The organism is Auritidibacter sp. NML130574, from assembly GCF_003185725.2.
Classification (GTDB): Bacteria; Actinomycetota; Actinomycetes; order Actinomycetales; family Micrococcaceae; genus Auritidibacter; species Auritidibacter ignavus.
Window position 1 is genome coordinate 239,970 of sequence record NZ_CP031746.1, and the last position, 25,820, is coordinate 265,789.

Annotated in this window: 21 protein-coding genes; 11 read left to right on the forward strand and 10 right to left on the reverse strand. The window is 60.0% G+C overall.

Annotation, left to right across the window (positions count from 1 at the left end; genetic code table 11):
* The first annotated feature begins 362 nt into the window (after positions 1-362).
* Genes DCC27_RS01195 through DCC27_RS01215 form a run of 5 tightly spaced genes read left to right on the forward strand, consistent with a single transcriptional unit; the run spans position 363 to position 7,639 of the window.
* On the forward strand, positions 363-3,269 hold the full coding sequence (locus DCC27_RS01195; protein WP_110100237.1) for a TIGR03773 family transporter-associated surface protein: 2,907 nt from the start codon (positions 363-365) through the stop codon (positions 3,267-3,269).
* Complete coding sequence (locus DCC27_RS01200; RefSeq protein ID WP_110109976.1) at positions 3,256-4,815, forward strand: anchored repeat ABC transporter, substrate-binding protein; 1,560 nt, start codon at positions 3,256-3,258, stop codon at positions 4,813-4,815. Before DCC27_RS01195 ends, DCC27_RS01200 begins: the two co-directional genes overlap by 14 nt.
* Before the next feature lie 37 nt (positions 4,816-4,852).
* Positions 4,853-5,905, forward strand: coding sequence for a choice-of-anchor M domain-containing protein (locus DCC27_RS01205; RefSeq protein WP_110098583.1), 1,053 nt, complete (start codon positions 4,853-4,855; stop codon positions 5,903-5,905).
* Complete coding sequence (locus DCC27_RS01210; RefSeq protein WP_110100239.1) at positions 5,902-6,702, forward strand: anchored repeat-type ABC transporter ATP-binding subunit; 801 nt, start codon at positions 5,902-5,904, stop codon at positions 6,700-6,702. Before DCC27_RS01205 ends, DCC27_RS01210 begins: the two co-directional genes overlap by 4 nt.
* Before the next feature lie 28 nt (positions 6,703-6,730).
* The gene (locus DCC27_RS01215; protein ID WP_110098585.1) at positions 6,731-7,639 is read left to right on the forward strand and encodes an anchored repeat-type ABC transporter permease subunit; all 909 of its coding nucleotides are present in this window, start codon (positions 6,731-6,733) and stop codon (positions 7,637-7,639) included.
* A gap of 130 nt (positions 7,640-7,769) precedes the next feature.
* Here DCC27_RS01215 and DCC27_RS01220 read toward each other — a convergent pair whose 3' ends face one another.
* Both DCC27_RS01220 and DCC27_RS01225 read right to left on the reverse strand, forming a co-directional pair.
* A complete protein-coding gene (locus DCC27_RS01220; RefSeq protein ID WP_110100240.1) occupies positions 7,770-8,579 on the reverse strand; it encodes a PspA/IM30 family protein in 810 nt (269 codons plus the stop codon).
* A 117-nt stretch (positions 8,580-8,696) separates the two neighbouring features.
* Complete coding sequence (locus tag DCC27_RS01225; protein ID WP_146206725.1) at positions 8,697-10,187, reverse strand: hypothetical protein; 1,491 nt, start codon at positions 10,185-10,187, stop codon at positions 8,697-8,699.
* Positions 10,188-10,428: 241 nt separating this feature from the next.
* Here DCC27_RS01225 and DCC27_RS01230 point away from each other — a divergent pair, with 241 nt between their 5' ends.
* Positions 10,429-11,991, forward strand: a complete 1,563-nt coding sequence (locus DCC27_RS01230; protein WP_110100399.1) for a S1C family serine protease — start codon at positions 10,429-10,431, stop codon at positions 11,989-11,991.
* A 61-nt stretch (positions 11,992-12,052) separates the two neighbouring features.
* The gene (locus DCC27_RS01235; protein WP_233242796.1) at positions 12,053-12,820 is read left to right on the forward strand and encodes a PIG-L deacetylase family protein; all 768 of its coding nucleotides are present in this window, start codon (positions 12,053-12,055) and stop codon (positions 12,818-12,820) included.
* Positions 12,821-12,826: 6 nt separating this feature from the next.
* Here DCC27_RS01235 and DCC27_RS01240 read toward each other — a convergent pair whose 3' ends face one another.
* From DCC27_RS01240 to DCC27_RS01250, 3 genes are all read right to left on the reverse strand, one after another.
* Positions 12,827-14,209, reverse strand: a complete 1,383-nt coding sequence (locus DCC27_RS01240; RefSeq protein ID WP_158278414.1) for an anti-sigma factor domain-containing protein — start codon at positions 14,207-14,209, stop codon at positions 12,827-12,829.
* A gap of 76 nt (positions 14,210-14,285) precedes the next feature.
* On the reverse strand, positions 14,286-14,822 hold the full coding sequence (locus DCC27_RS01245; RefSeq protein WP_110098590.1) for a tRNA (cytidine(34)-2'-O)-methyltransferase: 537 nt from the start codon (positions 14,820-14,822) through the stop codon (positions 14,286-14,288).
* 68 nt (positions 14,823-14,890) lie between these two features.
* On the reverse strand, positions 14,891-15,949 hold the full coding sequence (locus DCC27_RS01250) for a J domain-containing protein (RefSeq protein ID WP_158278415.1): 1,059 nt from the start codon (positions 15,947-15,949) through the stop codon (positions 14,891-14,893).
* A 102-nt stretch (positions 15,950-16,051) separates the two neighbouring features.
* Here DCC27_RS01250 and DCC27_RS01255 point away from each other — a divergent pair, with 102 nt between their 5' ends.
* The 4 genes from DCC27_RS01255 to DCC27_RS01270 all read left to right on the forward strand — a co-directional run bounded on the left by DCC27_RS01255 (position 16,052) and on the right by DCC27_RS01270 (position 20,099).
* Positions 16,052-17,314 (forward strand): cysteine desulfurase family protein, encoded by a 1,263-nt coding sequence (locus DCC27_RS01255; RefSeq protein WP_110100245.1) that lies wholly within the window; start codon positions 16,052-16,054, stop codon positions 17,312-17,314.
* Positions 17,315-17,429: 115 nt separating this feature from the next.
* Complete coding sequence (mnmA, locus tag DCC27_RS01260; protein WP_110100246.1) at positions 17,430-18,572, forward strand: tRNA 2-thiouridine(34) synthase MnmA; 1,143 nt, start codon at positions 17,430-17,432, stop codon at positions 18,570-18,572.
* A gap of 44 nt (positions 18,573-18,616) precedes the next feature.
* Positions 18,617-18,991, forward strand: a complete 375-nt coding sequence (locus DCC27_RS01265; protein ID WP_110100247.1) for a chorismate mutase — start codon at positions 18,617-18,619, stop codon at positions 18,989-18,991.
* Positions 18,992-18,998: 7 nt separating this feature from the next.
* Positions 18,999-20,099 carry a hypothetical protein gene (locus DCC27_RS01270; RefSeq protein WP_110100248.1) on the forward strand — a complete coding sequence of 367 codons (1,101 nt, stop codon included), beginning with the start codon at positions 18,999-19,001 and terminating at the stop codon, positions 20,097-20,099.
* Positions 20,100-20,104: 5 nt separating this feature from the next.
* Here the strand turns inward: DCC27_RS01270 and DCC27_RS01275 are convergent, their stop codons facing one another.
* From DCC27_RS01275 to DCC27_RS01295, 5 genes are all read right to left on the reverse strand, one after another.
* The gene (locus DCC27_RS01275; protein WP_110109979.1) at positions 20,105-21,397 is read right to left on the reverse strand and encodes a DUF58 domain-containing protein; all 1,293 of its coding nucleotides are present in this window, start codon (positions 21,395-21,397) and stop codon (positions 20,105-20,107) included.
* 63 nt (positions 21,398-21,460) lie between these two features.
* Positions 21,461-22,492, reverse strand: coding sequence for a MoxR family ATPase (locus DCC27_RS01280; protein ID WP_110110063.1), 1,032 nt, complete (start codon positions 22,490-22,492; stop codon positions 21,461-21,463).
* Positions 22,492-23,784 (reverse strand): DUF4350 domain-containing protein, encoded by a 1,293-nt coding sequence (locus DCC27_RS01285; RefSeq protein WP_110109980.1) that lies wholly within the window; start codon positions 23,782-23,784, stop codon positions 22,492-22,494. The genes DCC27_RS01280 and DCC27_RS01285 overlap by 1 nt, the downstream gene beginning before the upstream one ends.
* Positions 23,781-24,461, reverse strand: a complete 681-nt coding sequence (locus DCC27_RS01290; protein WP_110109981.1) for a hypothetical protein — start codon at positions 24,459-24,461, stop codon at positions 23,781-23,783. Before DCC27_RS01290 ends, DCC27_RS01285 begins: the two co-directional genes overlap by 4 nt.
* Positions 24,452-25,741, reverse strand: a complete 1,290-nt coding sequence (locus tag DCC27_RS01295; RefSeq protein WP_148707490.1) for a hypothetical protein — start codon at positions 25,739-25,741, stop codon at positions 24,452-24,454. Before DCC27_RS01295 ends, DCC27_RS01290 begins: the two co-directional genes overlap by 10 nt.
* Between the last annotated feature and the right edge of the window lie 79 nt (positions 25,742-25,820).

Sequence of the window (25,820 nt, forward strand, 5' to 3'; positions counted from 1 at the left end):
GCCTGTGTCTGTTGGTCTGGTGGTATTGGTCAGAATGGGGTGACGCTGGTCAACTGATCTCTACCAGGCAGTTTCTTGGCTACAGGGAGCCCAATCCTCAGGACAGGTAGTACGGTCCGATTCAAACGGGGATGAAATCCACGACATACCTGCGCACAACGTACCTGCATGTGGCGCCCTGTGAGCCCTTCCACTGTATTCAGCTCGTGCTCCAAGTGACGTGATTTGTGCGGCTGGGGACCACGCCTTGGGGTGTCAGGATGTCATGTATCAGTCATAATTAATGGTAATGATTCGTATTAGCTATACTGACGGAGTACTCATGATCACCGAGGCGTTTAACGCTAGAAAAGAATGAGACTATGCAAAATCACTCATTACAGGCTCGGCCTCAGGCCGGGCGCTCGCACCGAGCACTCACGACAACCGCCGTTGTGAGCGTGCTAGGTCTGTTGATGGCGCTGCTGGGACTCACCAGTCTCCCGGTTTCGGCAGCGACCGCTACCCCCTCACAGCCTGAGGAAACATCTCGTCCAGTCGTGCTCGATAAAGGGCACGTGGACGCGTTCTACCTCCACGCCAAAGATGGCAAACCCACACTCTCGTTGAAAGAAGACGTGACCGGTCATGGCGTGATGCATGACCCGGAGACAGTCCAGTTGGACGTTGTGGAACAGGCGAAGATGACTCTCCCCGCCGTTCCAGCTGTGCCGGAGGCCCTCCATGAAGCCGAGGTGTACTACCTGCCGTTGAACCAGAACCCCCAGATTGTATGGCCGGGCTGGGACAACCAAGGGCTGCGCGGAACGGGCTACGACCAGTCTGATATCGAAATTCTCGACGTGTCGGGACCGGGCGAGGTTTACCTGTGGACCCAAAAAGGCCTGGGCGAACTGGATTCGTTACTGACCGACGATGGGTATAAACTTCCCGGTACCATTCACCAGGACTATCACGCCCACGTGCATGCGAACTGGGCGTTCACCAAGGCTGGCTACTATGACTTGACGGTCCGCGGTGTGGCGATCAACTCCGAGACTGGAGAGCGGGCCCCCACCGAGGAAAAAACCTACCGTTTCCGCGTCGGGGACTTCCAGGAGTCTACCCCTGAACCAATCCCTGACCCGGAAAACACTCCCACGGTGGAACCGACGACCCAGGCGCCTACTCAGCCGGAAACACCGTCGCAACCTACAGACTCGCAGACTCCGGGTGATGACGGTACCCCCGGCCAGGACACCTCTCCATCGCAACAGCCGAGCGAGTCACAGCAGCCCTCACCGTCTGCATCGGACAAACCCAAGCCCTCACCGAGTCAGGGTAAGCCCGCTGACGACGAGATCTGCTGGGATGGACTCAAACTGGACCACGGCCACGTCGATATGTTCAATTTGGAAATGATCGACAAGAAGCCGACCTTGACGCTGAAAGAAGATGTCACTGGGTCGGGTGTGATCCATGACCCAGCAGATGTCGAACTCAACGTCAAGGACAAGGCTCAGACCACCTTGCCCAAGTCTGATGGCATCCCCGCTGAACTTGCCGGCAAATCCGGATACTATCTGCCTCTTCTTCAGGACGATTCGTTGATCTGGCCTGGCTGGGATAGCCAAGGACTCAATGGTACCGACTACAGCTCAGTGGACTTCAAGATTGAACAGGTCACCGGTCCTGGCGAGGTTTACTTGTGGAGCTCGGGGGGCCTGGGAGGAGTCCAGTCGCTTCTGACCGGGGATTCCTACAAGCTGCCGGGTACGATCCACCAGGATTACCTTGCGCACGTTCACGCCAATTGGTTCTTTACCAAGCCCGGGGCCTACTTCCTCCGCGTCTCAGCTGAGGCCCACAACGAAAAAACTGGTCAGTCCGAAAAGACCAATGCCGCTACCTATCTGGTGACCGTTGGCGCGGACCTTCCGGAGGGTTATAACAAGTGCCCGAAGCACCGTGACGACAAGGTGGGCACCACTCCTGACAACAAGCCGGCAGACCAGGGCAACGACAGCTCGAAGAAGCCCGGAAACGGTTCCGGCGGCGGCTCCGGAGAGGATTCCGGCCCAGCCGGAGGTAGCGACGGTGACCATGGTGGCTCCAACGGGGCTGGCTCTGACGATGCCGGCGACCAGGACTCTTCCGGAACCGGTGCTGACGGCGCTGGAACCGGTACTGGCGGTGAAGCTAGTGCCGGTAACGGTGGAGGATCGGGCGGTGCTGGGGCAGGTTCGGCCCAGCAACAGGCTCCTCAGTGCTTGCCGGTTGAAGAATGGAACCGCCAATACGGTCAGGGCCGCGAGGTCGTGCCTCCGGGCGATGCCAGTGGCAGTCAGGATGGCACTGCGAAGGACGGTGCTACCAGGGCCGAACAGGGTGAGCAGGCTACTGGTCTGAGCGCCGGCGAAGGACACTTCGATCTGGGCCCGGTTGTCGAAGATGGCAAGTTTGTTGCCAAGATGAAGGACGATCGGACGGCTCCGCCGGTATGGCGCAATGCTGAGGACCTCACGTTTGTTCTCGGTGATGCTGCGTTGCGTTCAGCTGATAGTCTTCCGGGCGATCTGGAATATGTGGCAGAGTCTGGCAAGGACGTCTACATGATTCAGCAGGTTCAAGAACCCGGCGTGCCGTGGGTGGGATGGAATACTCAGCACGAATCTGTGGTCAATGGTCCTGGCTCTCAGGGTGTGACCATGAGTTTGGAGAATGTGGAGGGCCCTGGTGAGCTGGCGGTGTTCCTTAACGGGAACTTCGGGCAGCTGGTTGGTGAGAAGGTGTTCGACACTGTTGGTGGCCCCAAGAGCTACCAGATTCCGGCCAACACCCACCAACATGGCAACTGGGTGTTCACCGAACCGGGTACCTATAAGGTCTCGCTGAAATTCGAGGCCAATGGCCAGTCTGCTACCGGCACCTACACCTTCCAGGTGGGAGCTGAGACCGCTCGCAGTGCGTCGGTAGCTACCCCGAAGGACGAGAATACCGACCAGGATCTCGCCCAGGGTGACCAACAGGACGCCGAGCAGAAGAGCGACGAGAGCTCCGCGCCGGCTACCTCTGTGGCTCCTAACGGTCAGGAATTGACCGCCGGTCAGGGGCTGACTCCGGAGGGAACTCCGTGCACCTTGGCGAAGACTGGTGCTGACGAACAGGTATTGAGCATGGTCGGGATCGGTGCGGGTGTTGTGGCACTCGGAACCGCCGCGTTGCTCTACGCGCGTCGACGCGCAACACTGAACGCTGTCGGTACCGTGGACGAGCATGCCCAGAGCTAAAGCCTGGGTTGCCACGGCGATCACCGCCGCACTCGCACTGACCGGGTGCGGCGGTGTATCGACCGGCAGTTTGTCCACGCCCGAAAAGCCTTCGGTTGTGACCACGACCGGTATCCTGGCTGATCTGACCCGCAATGTGGTCGGTGACCGGATGGATGTGGAACAAATCGTGCCTGAAGGCGCCGACCCGCATAGCTACGAGCCCACGCTACGAGACGTGCGTCAGATTGCCTACGCTGATGCGGCGTTTTCGAACTACATGTTGCTTGAGGACCAATCGGTGATCCGCACCTTGGACGCCACGATCCGAGAGGATGTCCCGAACGTGGCCCTGGCAGAATCGGCGATCAAATATTCCGCAGAGGTTATTCCGCTGGTGGAAAATGTCTCCTTGGACACCATCTGGCTGGGCATGCGCGCTCAAGGCGACGGCTTACAGAACCCCGAGCTGTCCGGGGTGACGCGCAGTTCCACTGTCGAACTAACGGCCACCGATTTCTCAGGACCAGGAGATCTCGTTGCCTATCTGACAGAGTCTTTCGGCAACCCGCGGTTTTACATCGACACCTCCGATGGAATTGACCACCAGGATCACGCCCAGCTTCCTCTCGATGCCCACACGCATATGTCGTGGGCGTTCAACGAGCCTGGCGTGTACCAGCTCACCGTCAACGCTACGGTGAACATCGACGACTCATCTGAGGCACAGCCCCTGGCGGAGGACAAGACCGTCACTTTTGCTGTCGGCGTCAATCCGCACGAGGTCGATGACAGCGCGCAGGTGTTGGACGAGGGACACGCTGATATATCCGCCAATGTCGACACCGGCGAGATTGAGGTGCTCTACGACCCCAGTGGGGGAGGCGAGCACGTACAACAAGCCTATGACCCCGAAGACGTGGTCATCAGTGTTCCCACTCAAGCGCTGGAAGAAATTCCACCGGACCCCTCCTTCCGATTCCTGGGGCGGACCGGAGAACAGATCTACCAGTTGCCCCAAGCCGTCCTGGGTGCTCACGTCCACGGTGAGATTGATCCGCACCTGTGGCATGACGTGTCCAACGCCATCGCCTACGTCAAGGTCATTCGCGATACCGTGGTCGAGATCGATCCGGACAACGCTGAGTACTATCGCGCTCACGCCGCAGAGTACATTGCCGAGCTCGAAGAGCTTGACGAACAGGTAGCAACCACGATCGAGGAGATCCCGGAAGCTCAACGTCATCTGGTGACCACACACGACGCGTTCGGATACCTCGGACATGCCTATGACGTAGACATCGCGGGATTTGTCACCCCTCAGCCCTCGACCGAGCCTTCTATTCAGCAACGTCGCCGGCTGGTGGAAACCATCCAGAACCTTCAAATTCCGGCGGTATTCCTCGAGCCCGGCCTCATTTCACGGTCCAACGTGCTGGTCCAAACAGCGCATGACTTGGATGTGGAGATCTGCACGATCTACGGTGACGCCTTCGACGAGGAAGTGAACACCTACGTGGACATGATGCGCTTCAACGCCGACTCACTGAAAGACTGCCTGGGCTAAACCGGGCTCCACCGCACGAGACGAAAGAACACGACCAGTGATAACCCTTCCGACCCCTGCTAGCCCGCACGACGGGAACCTCACTTTTTCTCATGCCCTCCACGCGGTCCGTGGCATCAGCCGATCCCTGGCGACAGTGGTGCTGGGATTGTGCACCCTGGTGTCTTTCGGTGCAGTACCGGCTGTCCCGGCGCATGGGGCCACCGAAGATGCGGCGTTGGAACAGCATGTGGACGCCGATGAAAATATTGGCGAGGACCAAACCGTCATCACCTCCGGCCACGTGGACGTCGGCCCCCGGGTGATTGATGGGCAGTGGCAGTTGATGGCCCGTGACGATACCGCCCAACCGGCCACCTGGCGGTACTTCGACGATATCGTCTATCACCTCCCAGACGACGCAAGGCAACCGGCGCCCGAGGACGAGAACTATAGCTTCGTCCCCGCAGAGCCCGGCCAAGATGTATACCTGATTCCTCAAACCGAGAACCACCAGGTGCCCTGGCTGGGCTGGAACACCCAAGATCCGGCGGCCGTGGCACAGATGGCCCGTGGCATGACCTTGCGACTGACCGGTGTGGAGGGTCCCGGGGATTTCGTCTTGTTCCTGCAGAACGGTAATTTCGATCCACCGCAGAAGCTATGGGACTCCACCACGATTGGCGAGGAAGAACAAGAGATCTGGGCCGATACCAATACCCACGTGCATGCCAACTGGGTCTTCACTGAGCCCGGCGTCTACCTGTTGCACGCTGAGATTGACGTCCCCTTAACCGACGGAGAGACCGTGACCACCGCAGGAACGTTGCGCTTCGCTGTCGGCAGTCAGACCAATCCCCAAGAGGCCTTTGATGCCCAGCCAGCGACCACATCTGACGGTGAGGGTCAGCAGGCAGCAGAACAGTCCGAAGCCGATGGGGAGACTGCCGCCGGCGCTCATGCCTCCGAGGAGGGTAAGGGTGATCAGACCACACTTATTGCCATCGTGGTTGGCGTGGTGGTGTTGGTGCTGATCGTAACCATCATCCTCACCGTCGTTCGCACCTCCCGGGCACGGCGCCAGGCTGAGCGACAGGACGCTGAGGCATGACCGAGGCAAAACAGAAGGCTGACGCAACGCGACTCACCGTCGAGAATCTTTGGGTGGATCTCGGTTCACGTTCGGTGTTGAACAACATCTCGATGCGTGTCGAGGGCGGGGAGCAGGTCGGTCTCATTGGCCCCAACGGGGCCGGTAAGACCACCCTGATGCGCTCGATCCTCGGCCTGGTTCCCACACGCCAAGGGCAGGTGAACTACACCGACTCACACGGCAACACGACACTGCGCAACCGGGTGGGGTATGTGCCACAACGTCATGAATTTTCCTGGGACTTCCCGCTGAGCATTCAGGACGTGGTGCTGTCCGGACGAGTCGGGACCATCGGGTGGTTCAAACGCCCCACAGTCAACGATTTTCGGGCGGTCAACCGGGCTATCGCCCGGGTTGATCTTAGCGATCTGGCCCACCGCCCCGTCGGAGCGCTCTCGGGCGGTCAACGACAGCGCGTGCTAGTGGCCAGAGCTCTCGCGCTGGAACCCGAGCTGTTGTTATTGGATGAGCCCTTCACCGGCCTGGACATCCCCACTCAGGAACTCCTCCTGGACTTGTTTAGCGAGCTCGCCCAAGAAGGCAGAGCGTTGTTGATGACCACCCACGACCTCGCGAGCGCATTGCATACGTTTGATCGTCTCTACCTGATTAACCGCACGGTGACCGCCTCGGGTACTCCGGCACAGCTCAGGGATGAGAACATTTGGCGCTGCACGTTCGGGTTCAGCGAGAATTCGCAATTGCTGCAAGCCCTCGGCCTCAACTCCGAGGCCTCTGCCCGTTCTGCCGTGTAGCACACCGTCTTGAAGGACCCTTCATCATATGGACTTTCTCAGCTTTCCGGAGTTTCTACAGGACCTCACCAACCCCTTGTTGTCATTTCTTCCCAAAGCCCTACTCGTCGCGGTTCTCTCCGCGCTGGTCTGTGGGATTGTCGGGAACTACGTGGTGTTACGTGGCATGGTCTTTATCGGGCACGCCGTGGCTCACTCGGTGTTCCCCGGACTGGCCATCGCCTTTATCCTGCAGGGATCACTGGTCTTGGGAGGCATGATCGCTGCGGTGATCACCGCGATCCTGGTGGCCGTGTTCTCACAGAACCGGCGGTTGAAAGAAGATTCGGTGATCGGTATTTTTTTCGTGGCCGCTTTCGCCCTGGGGATTGTGATCATCTCGTTCTCACCGGCGTACTCGGGCTCCCTGGAATCATTCCTCTTTGGCTCGATTACCGGCATCCCGACTTCTGATATCTACGTGGTCGCCGGAGCCGCCGTGCTGATTCTGGGTACCCTATTCCTCTTGCATAAAGAATTGGTCGCGGTATCCCTAGACCGGGAAATGGCTGCGGCAGCAGGCTTGCCTGTGCTGGTACTCGACGTGATTCTCTATGTGCTGGTCTCGGTTGCTGTGGTGGTCTCAGTCCAGGTGATCGGCAATATTCTCGTGGTCGCTCTGCTCGTGATCCCGGCCGCCAGCTCACGACTGGTGACCGACCGTCTCGTGGTGATGATGGTGCTTTCCCCGGTGATCGGGGCAGTCTGTGCCTTTCTGGGACTCTATCTGTCCTGGGCCGCCGATTTGCCTACCGGGGGAACGATCGTCTTGGTGGCCACCGCCGTCTTCCTCTTGCTGTGGCTCGTGGCTCCACACCATGGACTACTGGGCCGATTGCTGGCCTCTCGTAAGCCCACAGCACGCAGTGTCGAATCCAGCACTGCTGCCACGGTTTAAGAGCACGACCCAGGCGTGCTTCGGAGTCGGGCTCAGTTCCTGAGCTCGCCACGCCACGGCCCCGAGAACAGTACCAGCGCTGTTCTCGGGGCCGAAGCGTGAGAAAAGGATGAGATCAGATAAGAGAACCTTAGGCGTTCTTCGTCTCTGAGTCCGGGGTGTATTCCAACTGAGCGAAGAGTTCCTCTTCGGATTCCCCACCCTGCAACGCCTGAGAACCATTGGAGGACTGACCGGCCTTCAACGCTGCCAGCCGGGCTTCCACCTCGCTCTTCTCACCTAAATCCTCCAAGGCTTCAAACTGGGCGTCCAGACTGGAGGAATTCAGTTCCTCCATGCCTCGTACGCGGGCTTCTTCGCGCCGGATCTTCTCTTCGAAGCGATCCACCTCACTGGTGGCATCATAGGAGCTCAGCGAACCAATGGCTTCCTGGACCTTGGACTGGGCCTGCGCCGACTTCGCACGAGCCACCAGCTCATCACGCTTGGAGGTGATCTCGCTGAGCTTCTTATTCATCTGCTGCAAACCGGACTTGAGCCGATCAACGACTTCACGCTGAGACTCAATAGCCGGCTCCGAGCGTTTGGCCGCTTTCTCAGCGTGCATCTGACGTTCCAGAGCGATCTTGGCGAGGTCATCGAATTTATCCGCTGAGGAGCCATCGCTGTCTTGACGGAACTGATCAGCTCGTTGCGAGGCAGCCAGTGCCTTCTGTCCCCAGGATTTTGCCTGGTCAATCTCTTCCCGGTGGTCATCTTCCAGCATCCGCAGGTTGCCGATGGTCTGGGCCACGGCGGCTTCAGCTTCTTTAATGGAGGCGGTGTAGTCACGCACCATCTGGTCCAACATCTTTTGCGGGTCCTCTGCTCGGTCGAGTAACGCATTGATGTTAGCCTTCGCTAGGGTCGCGATACGACCGAAAATTGATTGCTGTGCCACAGGAAACCTCTCTAGGGTATCGGGGTCAGGGATACGATATTGATGATTGCTTTAACTCTACGAAGCCAGACGACAAAGGACCAGAACCAATCTCGTGGTTTAGCTGAGGGCCTCAGCCTAGCGACGACGTCGCGACGCTCGACGACTCCGTGAACCCGCCCGATGTTTCATGGGGAAGGGGATGCCACTGCTGATAGACCCGGTGGAGCTTCGGTCCCATCTCGTGCGCCCCATCCCGATCGGGTACGTAGGACCGAAGCCATCATCGGGCTCGTTGTGAGCGATCTCGGCGGCCTGATCAGCTAATTGAGAAGCGCGGCGGGCGTTGTTCAAGGCATCGATGGGATCTGTCTCGGCCCGTTGCTCGGCGGTTTGGAGTGCGGACTGGGCTTCATTGAATTTGGCACGAGCGCTATAGCCGATATATCGACCACGCCTGCCAATGTAGTCAGAGCTACCGCGCACTTTGGCTCGAGCTTGTTGCAACTCTTTACCCAGCGCGGTCCGGGCGCGGGCCAGTTTATCGTGGTAGTTCTGGATAAGCTCGAGTCGCTCAGCGAGCCGCTGGTGAGCCTGGGACAACCGGTCCAAGAGCTTCTCCGGATCGATCTTGTCCTGCTGGAGCCCAGCTTTCACTTCATCGATCGCCTGACGTAGGCCTGTCGTCGGGGGGCGCAAATTGCTGTAGTCGCCCTGCTCCATCAGCGCCTCAGCAGCCAAGATATCTTGTTCTGAGTCGACGAGTCCGGCGTTGAGATTCTCCACCGCTGTGGAAAGTTGGACCTCTTTGTGCAGGATCCCTTCGGCAAGCGAACGGAGATTCACGGCACGGTCCCAGCCCTGCCGAATAGCCAGTGTTGCTTGAGACCGATCCCCGGCGTTCAACAATTCGGCGGCCTGATCGATCGTGCCACGCAGTTCAGCGATCCCGCTGATGAGATGACGATGATTATTGGAGACCTCTTCTAAACTCGGCCCCTGATACTGCTCGGTCAGTCGCTCTAATACCAGGCGCCCTGGTTCAATCTTCAGGTCAATATCGTCGGCCTCGTAGCGGAGCTTGCGTAGCCCCTCTTCGGCAGAATCCTCTAGGCCCCGCAACTTGTCGAAGAACGCCTCTTGCTGTTCCAAGACCTCATCAACTCGGTTGGCGGTGGCCAGAACTTCTTCGAGTTGCTGACGGGCTTGGTGCTCTGGGATCTCCGTGAGCTGACGTTCCACCTGTTGACTGGTCCGAAACGCTTGCAAGAGTGATTCTTTGGCCTGTTGGACCTTCAGATGGAATTCCTCGACCGCCTCTTCACCATAGGAAGCCATCGCGAAACCGACCTCTTCTTCAGCGCGATGGATACTGTGATCGGCCTCGAGTAGCTCGAGATTGGCCTGCTGAAAAAGGTCGTCTAGTGGGATCCGAGCTTTACTCTCTGGGCGAGTGCGCTCACGCGACCGCTGGCCGGATCTACCCTGGCCGAAACGTTGATCCGACCACAATTTCGGGCGGCGAAGGATTCGCACCAAGCCTCCCACCACGACGATCAGAAATACCGCCACAACGATCAGGCTAAACATCGACACGGTGAAGGAAGCCAGGGGCATTACTGGAGTCACATTATTCACTCCTTCGGACCGGACAGGTTACCTGACGTCACCTGGCCTACTGTGACATCAGGGTGGACTGGTGACCCTTTAGAGTGTACGGGGTAGCGCTGCTAAAGTGCACGCTCCACAGTATCGAGACAGCATCCAGCTAACGTCCAGTTGCTACTCTCAGAACCTCCAGAAACGTAGGGGAGAATGATCTCCAGCTCACCTGAGTCAAGGCCCTGAAATGGAAGGACATCAACAACCCATGAGCGAGTCTGGCAATCTGAATAACTCTCAGAACCCGGAAAACAGTTCCTCCCAGCCTGGTGGCAACATGCCACCGTTTCCGTCGCAACGACCTGCGGGTGCCCCGGCCACGCCATCCGAGGCCGATGAATCCACCGGCCCGGTCTTTCCACCGGCTGGTGCTGAGCAGAACGCTCAGTCCCCGGGACAGCCACCGTATGCGACTGCACCCCTCGACGGGGCTTCGGCGCTTGGCCCATCCGACCAGACTGGCTCAGCTCAACACGGTCACGACGCGCCCGAGCAACAGCACAAAAAAAGTTTCGGTTTACCGGCAGTGCTGACCATTGCGTTACTGGCCGGCTTACTCGGCGGCGGGATCGGCGCAGGCGCACTGTACGGGTTTTCTGCGCTCAACGATGATTCCTCAGGCGTGTTTAGCGCTGAGGACCGCAGCGGGGATCGCTCCGGGAACACCGGCGGGGTCAACCGTGAGGAAAACACCACTCTGGTCACCGACGCGGCAGCGACGGCATCGCCTTCGGTGGTGACGATTTCGGCGGCGTCTTCCTCCGGGGCGGGGAGTGGCTCCGGGGTGATATTGGATGATCAAGGCCATATTCTGACCAATACCCACGTGGTCACCCTCGGGGGTGCCACCGGTGATGCCGAGCTCAGTGTGCAAACCGCAGACTCCCGTGTTTACACCGCAGAAGTCGTGGGCACCGACCCGCTCAGCGACCTGGCTGTCATCAAGATCGATGCTGAGGGACTCACGCCGATTGAGATGGGATCCTCCTCCGATCTCAACGTCGGAGATCAAACCATCGCGATCGGTGCTCCGCTGGGTCTTTCGGGGACCGTCACTGACGGTATCGTCTCCCAAATGGATCGCACCATCGCGGTCCAGTCTTCGGCGGCTCCGGAACCAGACAGTGGGCCGGGATCCGGAGGTGACGACGATGGGCTGTTCGAGTTCCATTTTCCTGGACAGCAAGAACAGTCGCAGTCCTCGGGCGTCATCCACATCAACGTGATTCAGTCCGATGCTGCCATTAACCCGGGTAACTCCGGTGGCGCGCTGGTGGATTCTCAAGGACGGTTGATCGGTATTAACGTCGCCATCGCCTCGGCCGGTGGCTCATCCGGTGGTGAACAAGGCAATATCGGTTTGGGCTTTGCTATTCCGGTCGATTACGCCCAGCGTGTGGCCGGTGAACTGATCGAAAACGGTGAAGCCACTCACGGTGCCCTCGGTGTGTCGGTCACCCCTGAGGCTGCACGCACCGACGGGTCAGAATCCGCCGGTCCGTTGGCCCCCGGATCTGGCGGTGGGGGAGCCTTCGCCGCTGGCGCTCGCGTGGTGGATGTCGCCGACGGATCGCCGGCCGATGAAGCCGGTATTCAAGAAGGTGATGTCATTACCTCCGCCGACGGTAAACCCACCGCGGATTCTCAGGCGCTGACTGCCACGGTTCGTGAGCACGCCGCCGGGTCGGAAATTACCTTGGGTGTTACCCGTGACGGCGAACAGCAAGAAGTTCAGGTGACCCTCGGTGATGAATCCCAGCTGGGCAACTAAGCTAGTCTGAGATCTGCGCTGAGACGGCGCACCGGAACACACGAGTAGAAGACAGGCCACTGTGAGCGCAGATTTGTTGACACTTGATCCCGCCACGTTCGTGCAACAGCACACGATTAGATCGGTGTTGGCCATTGGAGCTCATCCCGACGACCTGGATTTCGGGGCAGCCGGAACCCTAGCGGGTTTGGTAGCCTGCGGGGTCCAGGTTCGTTATGGGATTGTCACCGACGGCGACGCCGGGGGCTTCCACGACCAGGAACGCAGTGCCCTGGCAACTCAACGCCAACACGAACAACGAGTGGCTGCCGAGACGATCGGGGTCAGCACGGTGGACTATTTAGGGTATCGGGACGGGGCAGTGGTCCCGGGCCCGGACCTGGAAGAAGATCTGGTGCATCTGATGCGTGAGATGAGACCGGATCTGGTGCTGGCCCCGCACCCGGAGCGCGACTGGTCGTCCCTGCAGAAGTCTCATCCGGATCATCTGGCCACCGGAGAAGCGGTCACTCGTGCCATCTATCCGGCGGTCGAAAACCCCTTCGCATTTCCGCGTTTGGCTCAGCACGGGTGGGACGCGGTCAAGATCCGTTATCTCATGCTCTACGGTGCACCCGCTACACGACATACCGTGCGCATGGATGTCACCGATTTTGTGGGGCAAAAATTGGCGGCCTTGGACTGCCACGCATCACAGCATCCGGATCCGGAGTGGATGCATCAGCGGGTCGCCGAGCAACTCGAGGCAAATCACCCAAATCCGTCGCGAGCCGCTGAACTCTTTCACCTGGTGACCGTCAACGGGGAGCTGACCTTCGCTGGCTTTTAGCGACTACTAATGCAAATCGATCTGGACCAGTGGCTCGGTGGTGGGGTAGTCTGAGCCGTTCTCAGGCTCAATGGTGACCCAGAGCTGCTCGTAGCCGTTGACCCCACGGAATTGGACATGGCGGTCTTCCATTTGGGTGGCATCGTACTGGCCGAGCGAAGAGGGAGAGTCGCCGGCAGATGCAAAGAGCCAGACCTGATAGGTTTGGTCAGCTCCCAGATCTGGCACCGAGGAGAAGGACAGGTATGCCACGTCTTCATCCCGGGAGAGGTGGGCTTGCACGGTACCGCCGGCGTTGAGATCTTGAGGCGAGGTCAGCTGGGTATCGTGGGCGTCATCGACGGTGGAAACGATATCGTCGCTGGAGGCCAGAAGCGTCGAGATGGCAATGACGGCAGCCAGCAAGAGGGCAATGACCACCGCCCAGATGATTTTACGCTTAGTACCGCTGGCCGGCTCAGGTTCGGGTTCGTGCGTATCAAACTGCTCGACGAAGCCGACCCCAAGATTCTGCTCTGGCAAGGATTCCAGTAGCTGATCGAGCATCCAAGACTCCGGTTCGGTAGTCAGTCGGCGGAACCCCCACGCTAGGCTGCGTTGCAAAAGGCTGATGCGTAGTTGCCACTGTTCTTTTTTTTCCCGGCCCAGCCGGTGAACGTGGCTATCAATGGCGATGCGCTCGTCTTCATCGATTGAGTTGGTGGCCACCAGAGCAGCCAATTCGTCGACCAGGCCAGACTCCAAATCGGTGGTAATCGATTGTGAAAAGGTGGGACTCTGGCCGGTGCGTGCGGTGACCTCCGGGGTAACCGGTTTTGCCAGAATCGGATCTTGAGTGGTGTCAGAGACCCCGGTGACCGCTGCAATATAGCGTTGTGACAACCGCGAACAGGTATCACGTAACCGTGATTTTAGGGTGGGAACTCCCACTCCTAGCTCCCGAGCTGCTTCCGGGTAGGAGCGGGCTCCTAGCCAGATGATGGTCAACGCGCGCAACTGGGCCTCAGACAGTCCGTGCAACTCCGGCAGTTCGGCGGCCAGGGGGAGCAACCCGGCTTCGTCGTTGATCTCGGTGAAATGCCCGGCATGAATGAGCTCAGCGAAGGTGCGCTGGGCGAGTGAAATAATCCAGGTGGCAGCAGTACGGTTCCGGGCGGTTTCATCGCTAGCGTCCAGAGTGAAATCGAGATTAAAGTGGGGCGCTTGCTCCCATAAGGTGGTGAACACCGAGACGGTAGCTTCGCCGGCCTGTTCTTGGGTGGTCAGCAGAGCGCGAGCAAAACCATAAACCGAGGGTGCGGAGGTATCAAAAAGTGCTGCGAAGGCCGCACGGTCGCCTTCACCGGAAAGCTGGAGGAGTCGGGCAATACCCGGTGTTTCAGTCTGCATCGTCATTCCAGCATAGAAAGATTTCGCCACCTGCGTCGCTAGGCCACGCCCTGAAACCTTAATTCATTCGTGATGTTTAGGCTCCACCGGCGAAGCCGAACTGGCGCCAGGCCTCATAGGTGACAATGGAGGCCGAATTGGCCAAATTCAGGGAGCGTCGTCCCGACTGCATCGGGATCCGGACCCGATCGGTGATGCCAGGATGTTGCAGTGTTGTTTCGGTCAGCCCGGTGGATTCTTTGCCAAAGAGTAAGACATCCCCGCGACGGTATTGAATCTCGGTGTACAGACAGGTGGCGTGGGAGGTGAAGGCAAAGACCCGCTCGGGGGCCAGTGCGTGGAAGGCGGTGTCCACATCCGGATGGATCGTGACGACCGCCAAGTCGTGGTAATCCAGGCCTGCCCGGCGGAGATGGGCATCGGCGAAGTTGAATCCCAGTGGTTCGATCAGGTGCAACTCGGCACCGGTAATGGCCGCTAACCGGATGGCATTACCGGTATTACCGGGAATTTCGGGGGCTTCGAATACGATCCGGAATCCCGGGTTGGCGGTGTCGGGATGCAGACTGGCCTGGGTGTGCGGGTTGGTGTCGTGCCGGTCGGGAGCGGACATGGCGGGTGTTTCTTCTTCCTATGGAGTCATGACTACTGTGTCATCTCTACGGAGTCTGGTGTCGCTGTCTAGCGCGCGGGATGGGAGCGGTCTTTCGGGAACGGCGACATGGCCACCAGCGATCCCAACAGGTTCCGATCGAGCACATGGTGTTGGTGGTCGACGCCGAGGAACATTTTCAGATGTCGGATGGTGTTATTCAGGTTTGCCGGCACATCTTCGAGCCCGCAGGAAGTCTGGTGCGGCCCGGTACTGGTGACGTCCGGGGCAAACGGGTGCTGATCCGATGGGATGAGTGCGACAAAATGGCCCACGGTCAATTCCGGGAACAAGGTGGCTAGCTCAGCCAGGGCAGAAGGGGACCGGGTGGCATCAGCTGGCAGAGAGACCGGTCGATTCTCGGCGAATAATCGTCCCCCGTCCCACTGGTAGACTCCCGGCGATGCTTTCATCAGCCACACACAGGCCAGCCGATAACCGCACAACACTACCATGGGGATCTGCGTCGACGGGGGAAGGTTTGTTCCGAGCAAGGACCTAGCATTATCGCGACGGTGGTTTTTCAAATGACGGGTGAGTTCCTTGGTTTTCAGGCCCAGCACGATGCGGGCCGCCGGTAGTGCTTGACGTAGCGAGGGGGCCACGGTGCTGGCGACCTGCACGTAGGCACCGCTGCGACCAGAGGAAAATAAACCGGTAGGAACACGGCCGATCACCGAGGATTCGACCAGGGTGGCATCGACGATCACGCTGGTCTTTCCCAGCTGAACCGTCACCGGCCCCTGAGCCAAAGACGGTACGACGGTGACCGGTTTCGGGGTCTGGCGGGAGGACTGTTGCCTCGTGGTGGACGATGTCGCCGAGGTGCCTGTGGCCCGTGAGGAACCCGCTGACCGTGGCGAGCGCGTCCGGGCATCGCGGTGAAACTCTGCCCGGGCTTCGGCGGTTCCGATCAGTTCCCAGGCACGGGTGACGAGGTCGAACTGTGCCGGATCACCGCCCAGATCCGGGTGGGCCTGACGTTGCGCCTTGCGGTACCCGGCCTTAATTTCGTCCTGACTTGCGTCAGCACACACCCCGAGTACCTCATAAGGGTTGGGGGAATTCGGGAAATCAGAGGTTGACACGGTGAGAATCATACCGAAACCCGGTGCGCTATCCCGCTAGGTTGCTCTGTTGCACACCACGGCAATCGAGGGTGATGGTCCAGGAGTTTTAGACTGGAGACTGTGAATACTTCCGCAGATCGTGTCTACCTTGACCATGCCGCCACCTCGCCCACCCGGCCCGAGGCGATCGAGGCGTTTGTGGATCAATCCCAACGGATCGGCAATGCCTCGTCACTGCATACCGCTGGGCGTGGCACCAAGCTTCGGGTTGAAGACGCCCGAGACCGCCTGGCCGCCGTGTTGGGAGCTCACCCCACCGAGGTCATCTACACTTCCGGGGGCACCGAATCGGACAACCTGGGCCTGCAGGGCCTTTATCATGCTCGCCACCGCCGAGATCCCCGACGCCATCAGATTCTGTTTACCGGGATTGAGCACGCCGCCGTGATCGACACACTCGAAGCCCTGGAGGCCCACCACGGCGCCGAGCTGATTCAAGTCCCCGTCGATGCCACCGGCCGGGTAGAGGTCGAGGCATGGAAGGACGCCATTGATCAGCATGCCGATCAGCTGGCGCTGGCAACCATGATGTATGCCAATAACGAGATCGGTACCGTCCAACCGATTGCCGAATTGGCCGAGGCCACCGCAGCCGCGGAGCTACCCTTCCATGTGGATGCGGTGCAGGCGTTTGGTGCCCTGGAGTTACATTTCGACCACCCGGGGGTGACCACCATGGCTATTTCCGGACACAAAATTGGGGCGCCCATCGGTATCGGCGCGCTTCTGGTGCGTCGCGACGCCCAGGTAGCGCCAGTACTTTTTGGCGGGGGCCAAGAGCGCGATATCCGCTCCGGAACCATGGCCTCGGCACTGATCGTTTCCTTCACCGCAGCCGCCGAAGTTGCCACCGCCAACCAACAGGTCGAGCGCGAACGACTCAGCGGACTTCGGGATCGGTTGATCGCCGGAATCCAGCAGGCCATTCCAGAGGCACAGTTGCAAGGTGACCAGGACCGGGACCCGGAGACCGGGCAGCACGTGCCGGTGGGGACTCGTCGTCTGCCCGGCAACGTGCATTTTTGTTTCCCCGGTTGTGAGGGAGACTCGTTGCTGTTTGGACTGGATATGGCCGGCATTGAGTCCTCGACTGGTTCGGCCTGTACCGCTGGTGTGTCCCGTCCCTCTCATGTTGTGTCCGCCACAGGAGCCGATGAGCAGATGGCACGCTCAACCCAGCGGTTTTCGCTCGGCTACACCACCACCGAGGCTGATATTCAGGCCGTGCTCTCCGTCCTACCGGGCGTCTACGCCTCCGCTCAGCGGGCCGGAATGGCCGGGCAGGATTCTCATATTGTGACCGCCAACTCCCATCGGGGCTGACCGGGAATAGGTAGGGTGCTGGTGGTGTTACATCGAGCTGTTATGGTAGAGGCCCGGTGCCACACCATACGCAAGATCCGCACCATTCCACCACGGGAGAGAAAGGGCAAGAATCGTGAAAGTGCTTGCAGCCATGAGTGGCGGTGTCGACTCCTCAGTCGCTGCTGCCCGGGCGGTCGATGCCGGTCACGAGGTGGTCGGCGTACACCTGGCACTGTCAAGAATGCCAGGCACCCTCAGAACGGGGTCTCGCGGTTGTTGCACGATTGAAGACTCCCGTGACGCCTGGCGTGCCTGTGAGAAGCTGGGTATTCCGTACTACACGTGGGATTTTTCCGAGCGGTTCAAAGAGGATGTGGTCGATGATTTCATCGCCGAATATGCCGCCGGACGAACCCCAAACCCGTGCATGCGGTGCAATGAACGCATCAAATTCGCTGCCCTGTTAGAAAAGGCCCTCGCCCTGGGATTTGATGCGGTGTGTACCGGACACTACGCCAAGGTGATCGAAAACGACCAAGGCCACCTGGAGCTACACCGTGCCGCTGACGATGCCAAGGACCAGTCATATGTGCTCGGTGTGCTCACCGCAGAACAGCTCGAACACTGTCTGTTCCCCCTGGGGGATACCCCCTCGAAGTCGTTGGTGCGCGCTGAAGCCGCCGACCGCGGACTGTCGGTGGCGCAGAAACCAGACTCCTATGACATCTGCTTCATTCCCGAAGGTGATACCCGCGAGTGGCTCGAAGAGCACATTGAGATGCGTCCGGGGCAGATTGTCGACACCGCTGGGACCGCGCTAGGCCAGCATCGCGGTGCGCAGGCCTTTACGGTTGGACAGCGCAAAGGCCTGGGAATTGGCACGCCGGCCCCGGACGGCAAGCCACGGTTCGTCCTTGAAGTCCGGCCGAAAGAAAATGAGGTTGTGGTTGGTCCCCGCGCGATGCTCAACATCGACCGGATTACCGGAATCCGGCCATCCTGGGCGGGACAACCGCTCGACGAAGAGGCCACCGGTGAGTGGTTCGACTGCCAGGTGCAGGTCCGTGCTCACGCTGACCCGGTGCCTGGACGCGTCCGCGTCGCCAGCGATGAGGTCGATGGCGCTGAAGCCACGGTATGGCAGATGAAACTGGATGAGACCATCTCCGGGGTAGCCCCAGGTCAGACGGCGGTGGTGTATCAAGGCACCCGCGTGGTGGGACAAACCACCATCCACCGTGCGGTCAATGCAGAGCGTATGGGTGCTTGGGTATAACCTGTCGGCGACAGATCCGCGATACGTTGACTACAGTGAGTGATATGAGCACATCCGAGCATGCCTCACCTCACGAGCTGGCCGAACCCGCAGTTCTCGAGCAACTCCTGGCCATTCGTGGCAGTATCGATAACTTCGATGCTGCTCTGGTTTATTTACTGGCCGAGCGGTTCAAATGCACCCAGCGGGTCGGCAAACTCAAAGCTGAGAATAATCTGCCACCCTCTGATCCGGAGCGGGAAAAAGCCCAGATTGCCCGGTTGCGTCGGCTGGCTGAGGACGCGGATCTGGACCCGGCATTTGCCGAGAAGTTTTTGAACTTCATCGTCTCCGAAGTGATCCGGCACCATCAGGCCATCGCCGATGACCAAAAGAGCGACACTGCCCAGGGCGCGGAGGACCATGAGACGACCAGGTGAGGCGACCGTGTCCAGTGAGGCACAGAAACCCGATCTCCCTGCTCTGCGCGTTAGTCTCAGCACCCCGGACCCTGGCCCCGGGGGTCCAACCGCGTGGGGTGAGACTCTGGGCATCCTGCTTGATGAGTTGCCCGGTCCCCACCTGCCTCAGTTGCCGTACTGGCAACCACTGTCCGAACTTGCTGTCGGATTACCCGGGTTTCTGGTGGCCAATCGTCGCAGCTACGGCTGGCAAGTACAAGCCACCGAAGCGACCCCGGGCAAAGAACAACGCCGATATGCTACAGCCCTGCGTGAGCAGTTCCAGCGGGTGGCCGATTACCAGCAAGAGCGTCCCCTGCCAGAGTTGATGCTCGAGGTTCCCGGCCCGGTGACCCTGTTCTCCGTGCTGATGGGCCCCGGCGGTCAGAAGATCATCCGAGATCACGGCGCTCGTCGCGATGTTGCCCACGTGTTGGCAGAGGCACTGGCCGAGCTCGTCCAGATCAGTGCCCGTATTCTGCCGGAGACTACCTTGCGTTTGGTGGTTCGAGACACCGATGTTGTTGCCGGACTACGAGGAGCGATCGCCACGGCCTCGGGGTATTTGACCGAACGGAGCCTCGATATCGCCGAGCTCGAGACGTACTGGGCACTACTTGCCGACCAGCTTTGTCCCACCGGGTCCGAGCTGGTTTTCCAGGTCGATCTAGACACCCACCACCTCGGGAAAGACGACAGGCTACTCACCTCATTGCACACCCTGGCCACCAACGACCAAGACAGTCCACCACTTGGCGTCAGCATCAGCTTTCCGGCCCTGGAAACCGATCCGGTGGGACGTTGGGCCAGCTGGCGGTGGGAATGGATTGAACGGTTCCGCCACTCCCAAATCCCCTTACACCTGGAATGCGACCTCGAGCGACTCGACGGCATTGACCCGCCCCGGGCTGGAGTAGAGCTGGTGGAAACCACTGAACGCGTCGGGTTGGACCCCTGGGACCTGGCCTCGAGCGTACTGGTAGCCCGAGCGACCAGGCCGATGACGGGAGTAGGACTGGGACGTTGCATCGAAGCATTACGCGGTGTGGCCGATGAGTTCTCCCAGCGGGTGCCCGGCCCATCATGACGCGACTACAACCGTCCCGCAGCTTTGAGATGCAGATAGGTATCGGCTAACCGGGGCGGGAGATCCTGCGGATCGGCTTCGACCACTTCGGCGCCAAACCGTCGTAGCTGGGCAATCAGACCGGCTCGACGATGTTCGTCTTGTTCTGCCGAGGCGGCCTGAAAGACCGTCTCGAGGTCTTCGCGTTCGGCCGCCATGGCCTCGAGCTCCGGATCGGTGACCGAGGCCAGCACCACCTGATGTTTGCGCGCAATCGTCGGTAACACCGGGAGCAAACCTTGCTGAATGGCTGCGGTGTCCAGGGCCGTAATGAGTACCACCAGTGCTCGTTGTTTCACGGTCTGAGAGATGAGCGAGGACACCTGGGTGAAATCGGCGGCCACCAGCCGCGGGAATACATCGGTCAGCGCCGTGACAATCTGGTGCAAGAGTTTCCCACGCCGGGTGGAAGAGGCCCGGGCCTGAACTTTCTGGTCCAGGGCGATAACTTCGACACGGTCACCGCCAGCATCAGCCAGTGCCGCTAAAAGTAGCGCGGCCTCAATGCCGGTATCCAGTCGGGTGCCGTCTCCGCTCCGCACGGCCGAGGTGCGGGAGGTATCGATGAGGATCAACACCCGACGGTCCCGTTCCGGTCGCCAGGTGCGTACCACCAGTTCTTGGGCGCGGGCAGTAGCCCGCCAATCAATATCGCGGACGTCATCGCCACGGACATATTCGCGCAAAGAATCAAATTCGTGCCCGGCCCCGCGGGTCAAGACCGCCGACCTCCCGGCCATTTCCCGCAGCGAGACTAGCTTCGAGGGCAGGTGACGCCGGGAGTTGAACGGTGGAATCACCGTGATCGCACCCTCGGCGCGATGCGTGTATTGTTTGCCCGCCAGCCCCAACCAGCCCCAGCTACGGACCGTGACGATTCGGGAGCGCAGTGTGCCGCGCCTAGTGGGGGTCAGGTGCATGGAAAGCCGGCGGGACTCCTGGCCCGGAATCGTGACCGGTTGTTCCGGGATGTCGGCCTGAGCGGTGGGTTGCCACCCATCCCGGACCGAACCGCGCAATGTCCGGGAGCTCTGATTGGTCACCACCAGCTGAACGGTAGTCGTTTCACCCAGCCGAATACTGCCCTGCGCGGAACGGGAGAAGGACATCCGGCGAGGCGAAACGGCGGTCAGTGCGTCCGCACACAGCACCACGATCAGCCCGAGCACACACAACCCCAGCGTTGACCAGCGCGGAAACAGCAGGATGGGAAACAGGCCGATAATAGCCAGAATCATCGCGCGCCAGGAGATGACCATAACTCGTAGCTACCTGCCTTTAGTGTGTCGAGGATGGTGGGAGAGGACGGAAAGAGACGGTGTTTAGCGGGGGACCGGCACACTGGAGAGTAGTCCGGTCAAGACTTGGTCGGTATCGACACCGTCCAATTCGGCCTCCGGGCGCAGCAACACCCGGTGGCGTAGGGTCGGTAGCAACAGCGACTGCACGTCGTCGGGGGTGACGAAGTTGCGGCCCGATAGCCAAGCCCAAGCCTTGGCACAGTGCATCAGAGCGGTACCACCGCGCGGGGAAGCACCCAACTGGAAAGAGGGGGATTGCCGCGTGGCGCGGACAATGTCCGTGATGTAGCTGAGCACTTCTGGACCGGTGGCGACTTGTTGCACCGAGGCGCGGGCTTTGAGCAAGGTCGTTTCCTCGGCCACCGGCTGGATGCCCACGGCGTCGAGATCTGCGGCCGAGAAACCCGCCGCATGACGGCGCAGGATCTCTCGTTCCTGATCGCGCTCGGGAAGATCCATTACCACCTTGAGCAAAAACCGATCCAGTTGGGCTTCCGGAAGGGGATAGGTTCCCTCGTGCTCGACCGGATTTTGAGTGGCTGCCACCATAAACGGGTCCGGCAACCGCCGGGTTACCCCGTCGGTAGAGACTTGGTATTCGGCCATGGCTTCCAACAAGGCAGCTTGGGTTTTCGGTGGGGTGCGGTTGATTTCGTCGGCGAGCAGCACGTGGGTAAACACCGGGCCCTTGCGGAATTCAAACTCCCCGGTTTTGGAATCATAGACCAGCGAGCCGGTGACGTCGCCGGGCATCAAATCCGGGGTGAATTGCACTCGGTGGGAGTCTAGTTGCACCGATTTGGCCACTGACCGGACCAAAAGCGTCTTGGCTACACCGGGGACCCCTTCGAGCAACACATGCCCCCGACACAAAATACCGATGAGCAATGCAGTCACGGCCTGGTCCTGGCCCACGACGGCTTTAGCCACTTCGCCACGCACCTGGTTGAGTTCCTCCCGCAGGTCGTCTGCCGACTGTGCCCGCGCAGACTGGTCCTGTGGGGGGTGACCCTGGGGTGGCTGGGATGGCGGAAAAGCCGGTGGCTGGTGCATCATGACGTGCTCCTCCCGTGATCGGGGCGTAGTACCTGGTCGATGAGATGTTCAAAATCTGTGAGTTCTTGGGCAGTGGTCACCATCTCCTCGGGGGAAAGGTTGTGGCTACCGTGGGCTGGGACGAGTCCGGAGCTGATCTTGAAGAGCTGCTGGATGTCCTGGACCGGCTGGTTGGTGTGGAGTGCAGCCTGGCGCATGATGGTTTGCGGGTCGGTGTTGCGCCCTAATCGCATGCTGTGGGCGATGCGACGCAACGTGGCCTGTTCCAAGGCCTCGAGAGCTTGAAGGTGGTGTCCGGCACGTCGGTGCATGCGGGCTCGGCCCACCGTGGTTTCGGCCGGCTTGACGACCGAGGGCAATGGCTCGCGCACGATCGGGCCGTGGCGACGTCCTAACCAGAACATGGCCAGCACGGCCAGCACGACCGCCCACCAGATTCCAAAGACCACGAAACGAGGCAGTTGCGCCTCAGACAGCGGAGCATCGGAGTCCAGGAGCTCGGTGAAGTCCGGGGTATACCAGATCAGGTCCTCGCGCGAGCCGGCCAGGCGTAAGGCCAAGGCGGCATTGCCTCGCTCGTCGATCCGTTCATTGGTGAAGATCTTCGGAGAGGTCAGTACCGTGATCCCGGTTGCTGTTTCGGCCAGGAGCGCCGTGGCTTGGTCGGAGGATGTGTTCTCGGGTACGGGAAAACACGTGGAGATCTGGCCGGACTCACGCTGCGTGCGGGGGACCGATACCGCCCAGGAAGAGCTGTCAATCTCACCGGCGACCCGCCCGTGCTCCAGCTGGCAGTCCTCGGTCGTGCCCGCAGTGATCCCGCCGTCGTGACTGGACACGGTGGCGTAGTCCCGCGAGAACTCGTCGGTGAAGTGTTCGAGTAGCTCCGGGGATGAGGTTGAAATCACCAGCTGGGATGGTGGAATGGCCTCCGCGGCGCGTTGCCGTGAATCATGGGGCGCCGAAGCCAGGTTGTTGTTCTCATCGATCAATACCACCGTGGCGTCCGGATGCTGGTTGAGTTGACCTTCCAACTGGTCAACCGTTGCAGCGGTGTGGACCGAGACACCGCGATCTTCCAGGATGCGTGTCATGGCCTGGGAGCCATAACGGCCGGGATTGTCGGTGGAATAGGGGATCCCCTGAGTGGTGCTGGGGAGCAAGGCATAAAACACCACGCCGGCGAGCACCAGAATTCCGGCGATGACCGACACCACGATGATACCGGTTTGACGGGAACCGGTCTGTGAGGTACGTGCCGAAGACTGTAGAGAGGATGCTGCGGTCATCGGGGCACCAGATCCTTGGCGTGCTGAGCGGGAACGCTGTCATCGCGGGGTGTGGCAGGGGCCGGCTTGGCTTGGTGGAGCTTTTCCGCCAACTCGATCATCTGCGTGGCATCTGTGGCGCTGGGGGATTGGTGGGCGTAGAACGTGGCATTGAAGCGAACGGCGGCTTGTTCCAATTGTTCGGTGAATGGGGGGAAGGCCTCGGCGAGTTCCGTCGTGGCAAACGTCGCGGTGAGGGAAGGACGTTCTGAGACCAGATCCCGTTGTTGCCCGTCGCGGATCATCGACCGTAACGCATCGGCCAGTGCGTGGGCATAGTCCTGCTCGGCCACATGTCGGCGGGCCCGGTCAAGATACTCCGTGGCCGTAACGTCAGCGGCGACCTCAACCTCGTCGGTTGATGTTGTCTTGACCCGACCGGTGCGGCCCGGCCGTAACCACAACACTAAGGCAATCAGCAGGGCGACTAACGCCAGGGCTAGCACGATCACACCCAGTTCGCCGCTACCGGAGAATTCGACGGTGGCCAGGTCTTGAAACCACTCAACCAGGTTATCGATCAGCTCAATGATCGGGCCGGGATCTGCCTCCGCGTATTCGGGTTTGGACAGCTCTTCTTCGGTCCACTGGCGGGCTTGCTCAGCGTCTGGGGTCAGTGGCGGGGACATCATGACCATGTCGGCGGCCCCATGGGTGGGTTAGATGGAATGGGCGGATGTGGCGGATAGTAGGGAGCATTCGGTCCCGCCGGTCCGGTGAATGGTGCACCTGCCGGTGGCGGCGTGGGCTGCCAATGCACGTCGCGACCCGGCACGAGATCGGCCGACTGAGAATCGCTACGGCGTTTGGTCGGATCAATACTGAACTCATCGATGGGACCCGAGATGGATTCAGCATCGTGGGCTAGCTGGGCACCAATGCCTTCATGTCGGATCCTCAAGTCAGTGTAGAGCAACGCAATGAAGATGGTGAACAGCGCATACAGTACCCCGGAGACCACACTGCTGACCCCGACGATGACCACCTGAGCCAGCAGGAAGCCGGTCAGCGCTTCCGCTTCGTTTCCGGCCGAAGCCAGAAAGAGTGGAGCCAGCATAGCCAACGGAATAGAAATCACCCATCTGGCGATAACGATGCAGACAGTGACCAATAAGGTCATCCCCAAAGAACGCCAAAAATTATTATTGGTCAGCACCCAGGAACGACGAAGCGCGGTCAACGGGCCTACTTGTTCGACCGCGATCACCGTCGGGGCCAGCATCAGCTTGATCGTCAGCCAGACTATGGGAATCCCCCCGGTGAGGATGACAATAATCATGATCACGGCAAAGAGCTCCGCAGGGATCTCCAGGACGGCAACAGCGAAAACGATCAAGAGGAACGCGAGCACCGACAGCGCGATGACGGCAATATTGATCAGTACCGACAAAGCAATGAGCTTCCAGTAGCTACCGTGCAACAGGCGGAAGGATTGAAAGAATCCGGTCCAGGTACCGATCGTACCGCGCATGGTGACGATGGCTACCAGCCCCGGGAAAAATACCGACGCGAGGAACAGCAACACCAATGCCAGCATTGGAAGGACGATTATCGCCACACTTCCGGATGCGATCTGTTCCGAGGTGGGTAGGCCCCCATCAAGCACCGTGGTGAACGCGACGTACATGGTGACGAAAGCCGGGGCGACTGCCATCAGGTACAAAAGAAACGTGACGAGACCGTAGCCGAGCCCATGCAACAACACGGCCCCAGGTGCGGTGCGCAACGTTGCGAAAACCCCGCTAAACAAATCGCCGATGCTCAACGGAGTCAGCGGGATCGCGCCGGGACGGGACACCGTGAGCATCAATTGTGGTTGCGGTGTGGCGTATGGTCCCCACCCCGAGGGTTGCTGGTGTTGTGGGTACCCTCCATAGGGTGTGCCGGGGCCTTGGCCCGGGGGTGGATAGAAGCTCACGATCTCTCCATTTCTGGGGACTCAGCCCGCTCAGACTCGGACTAGTTCATATGTTATAGGACAACTTTGCGGTGCAAAC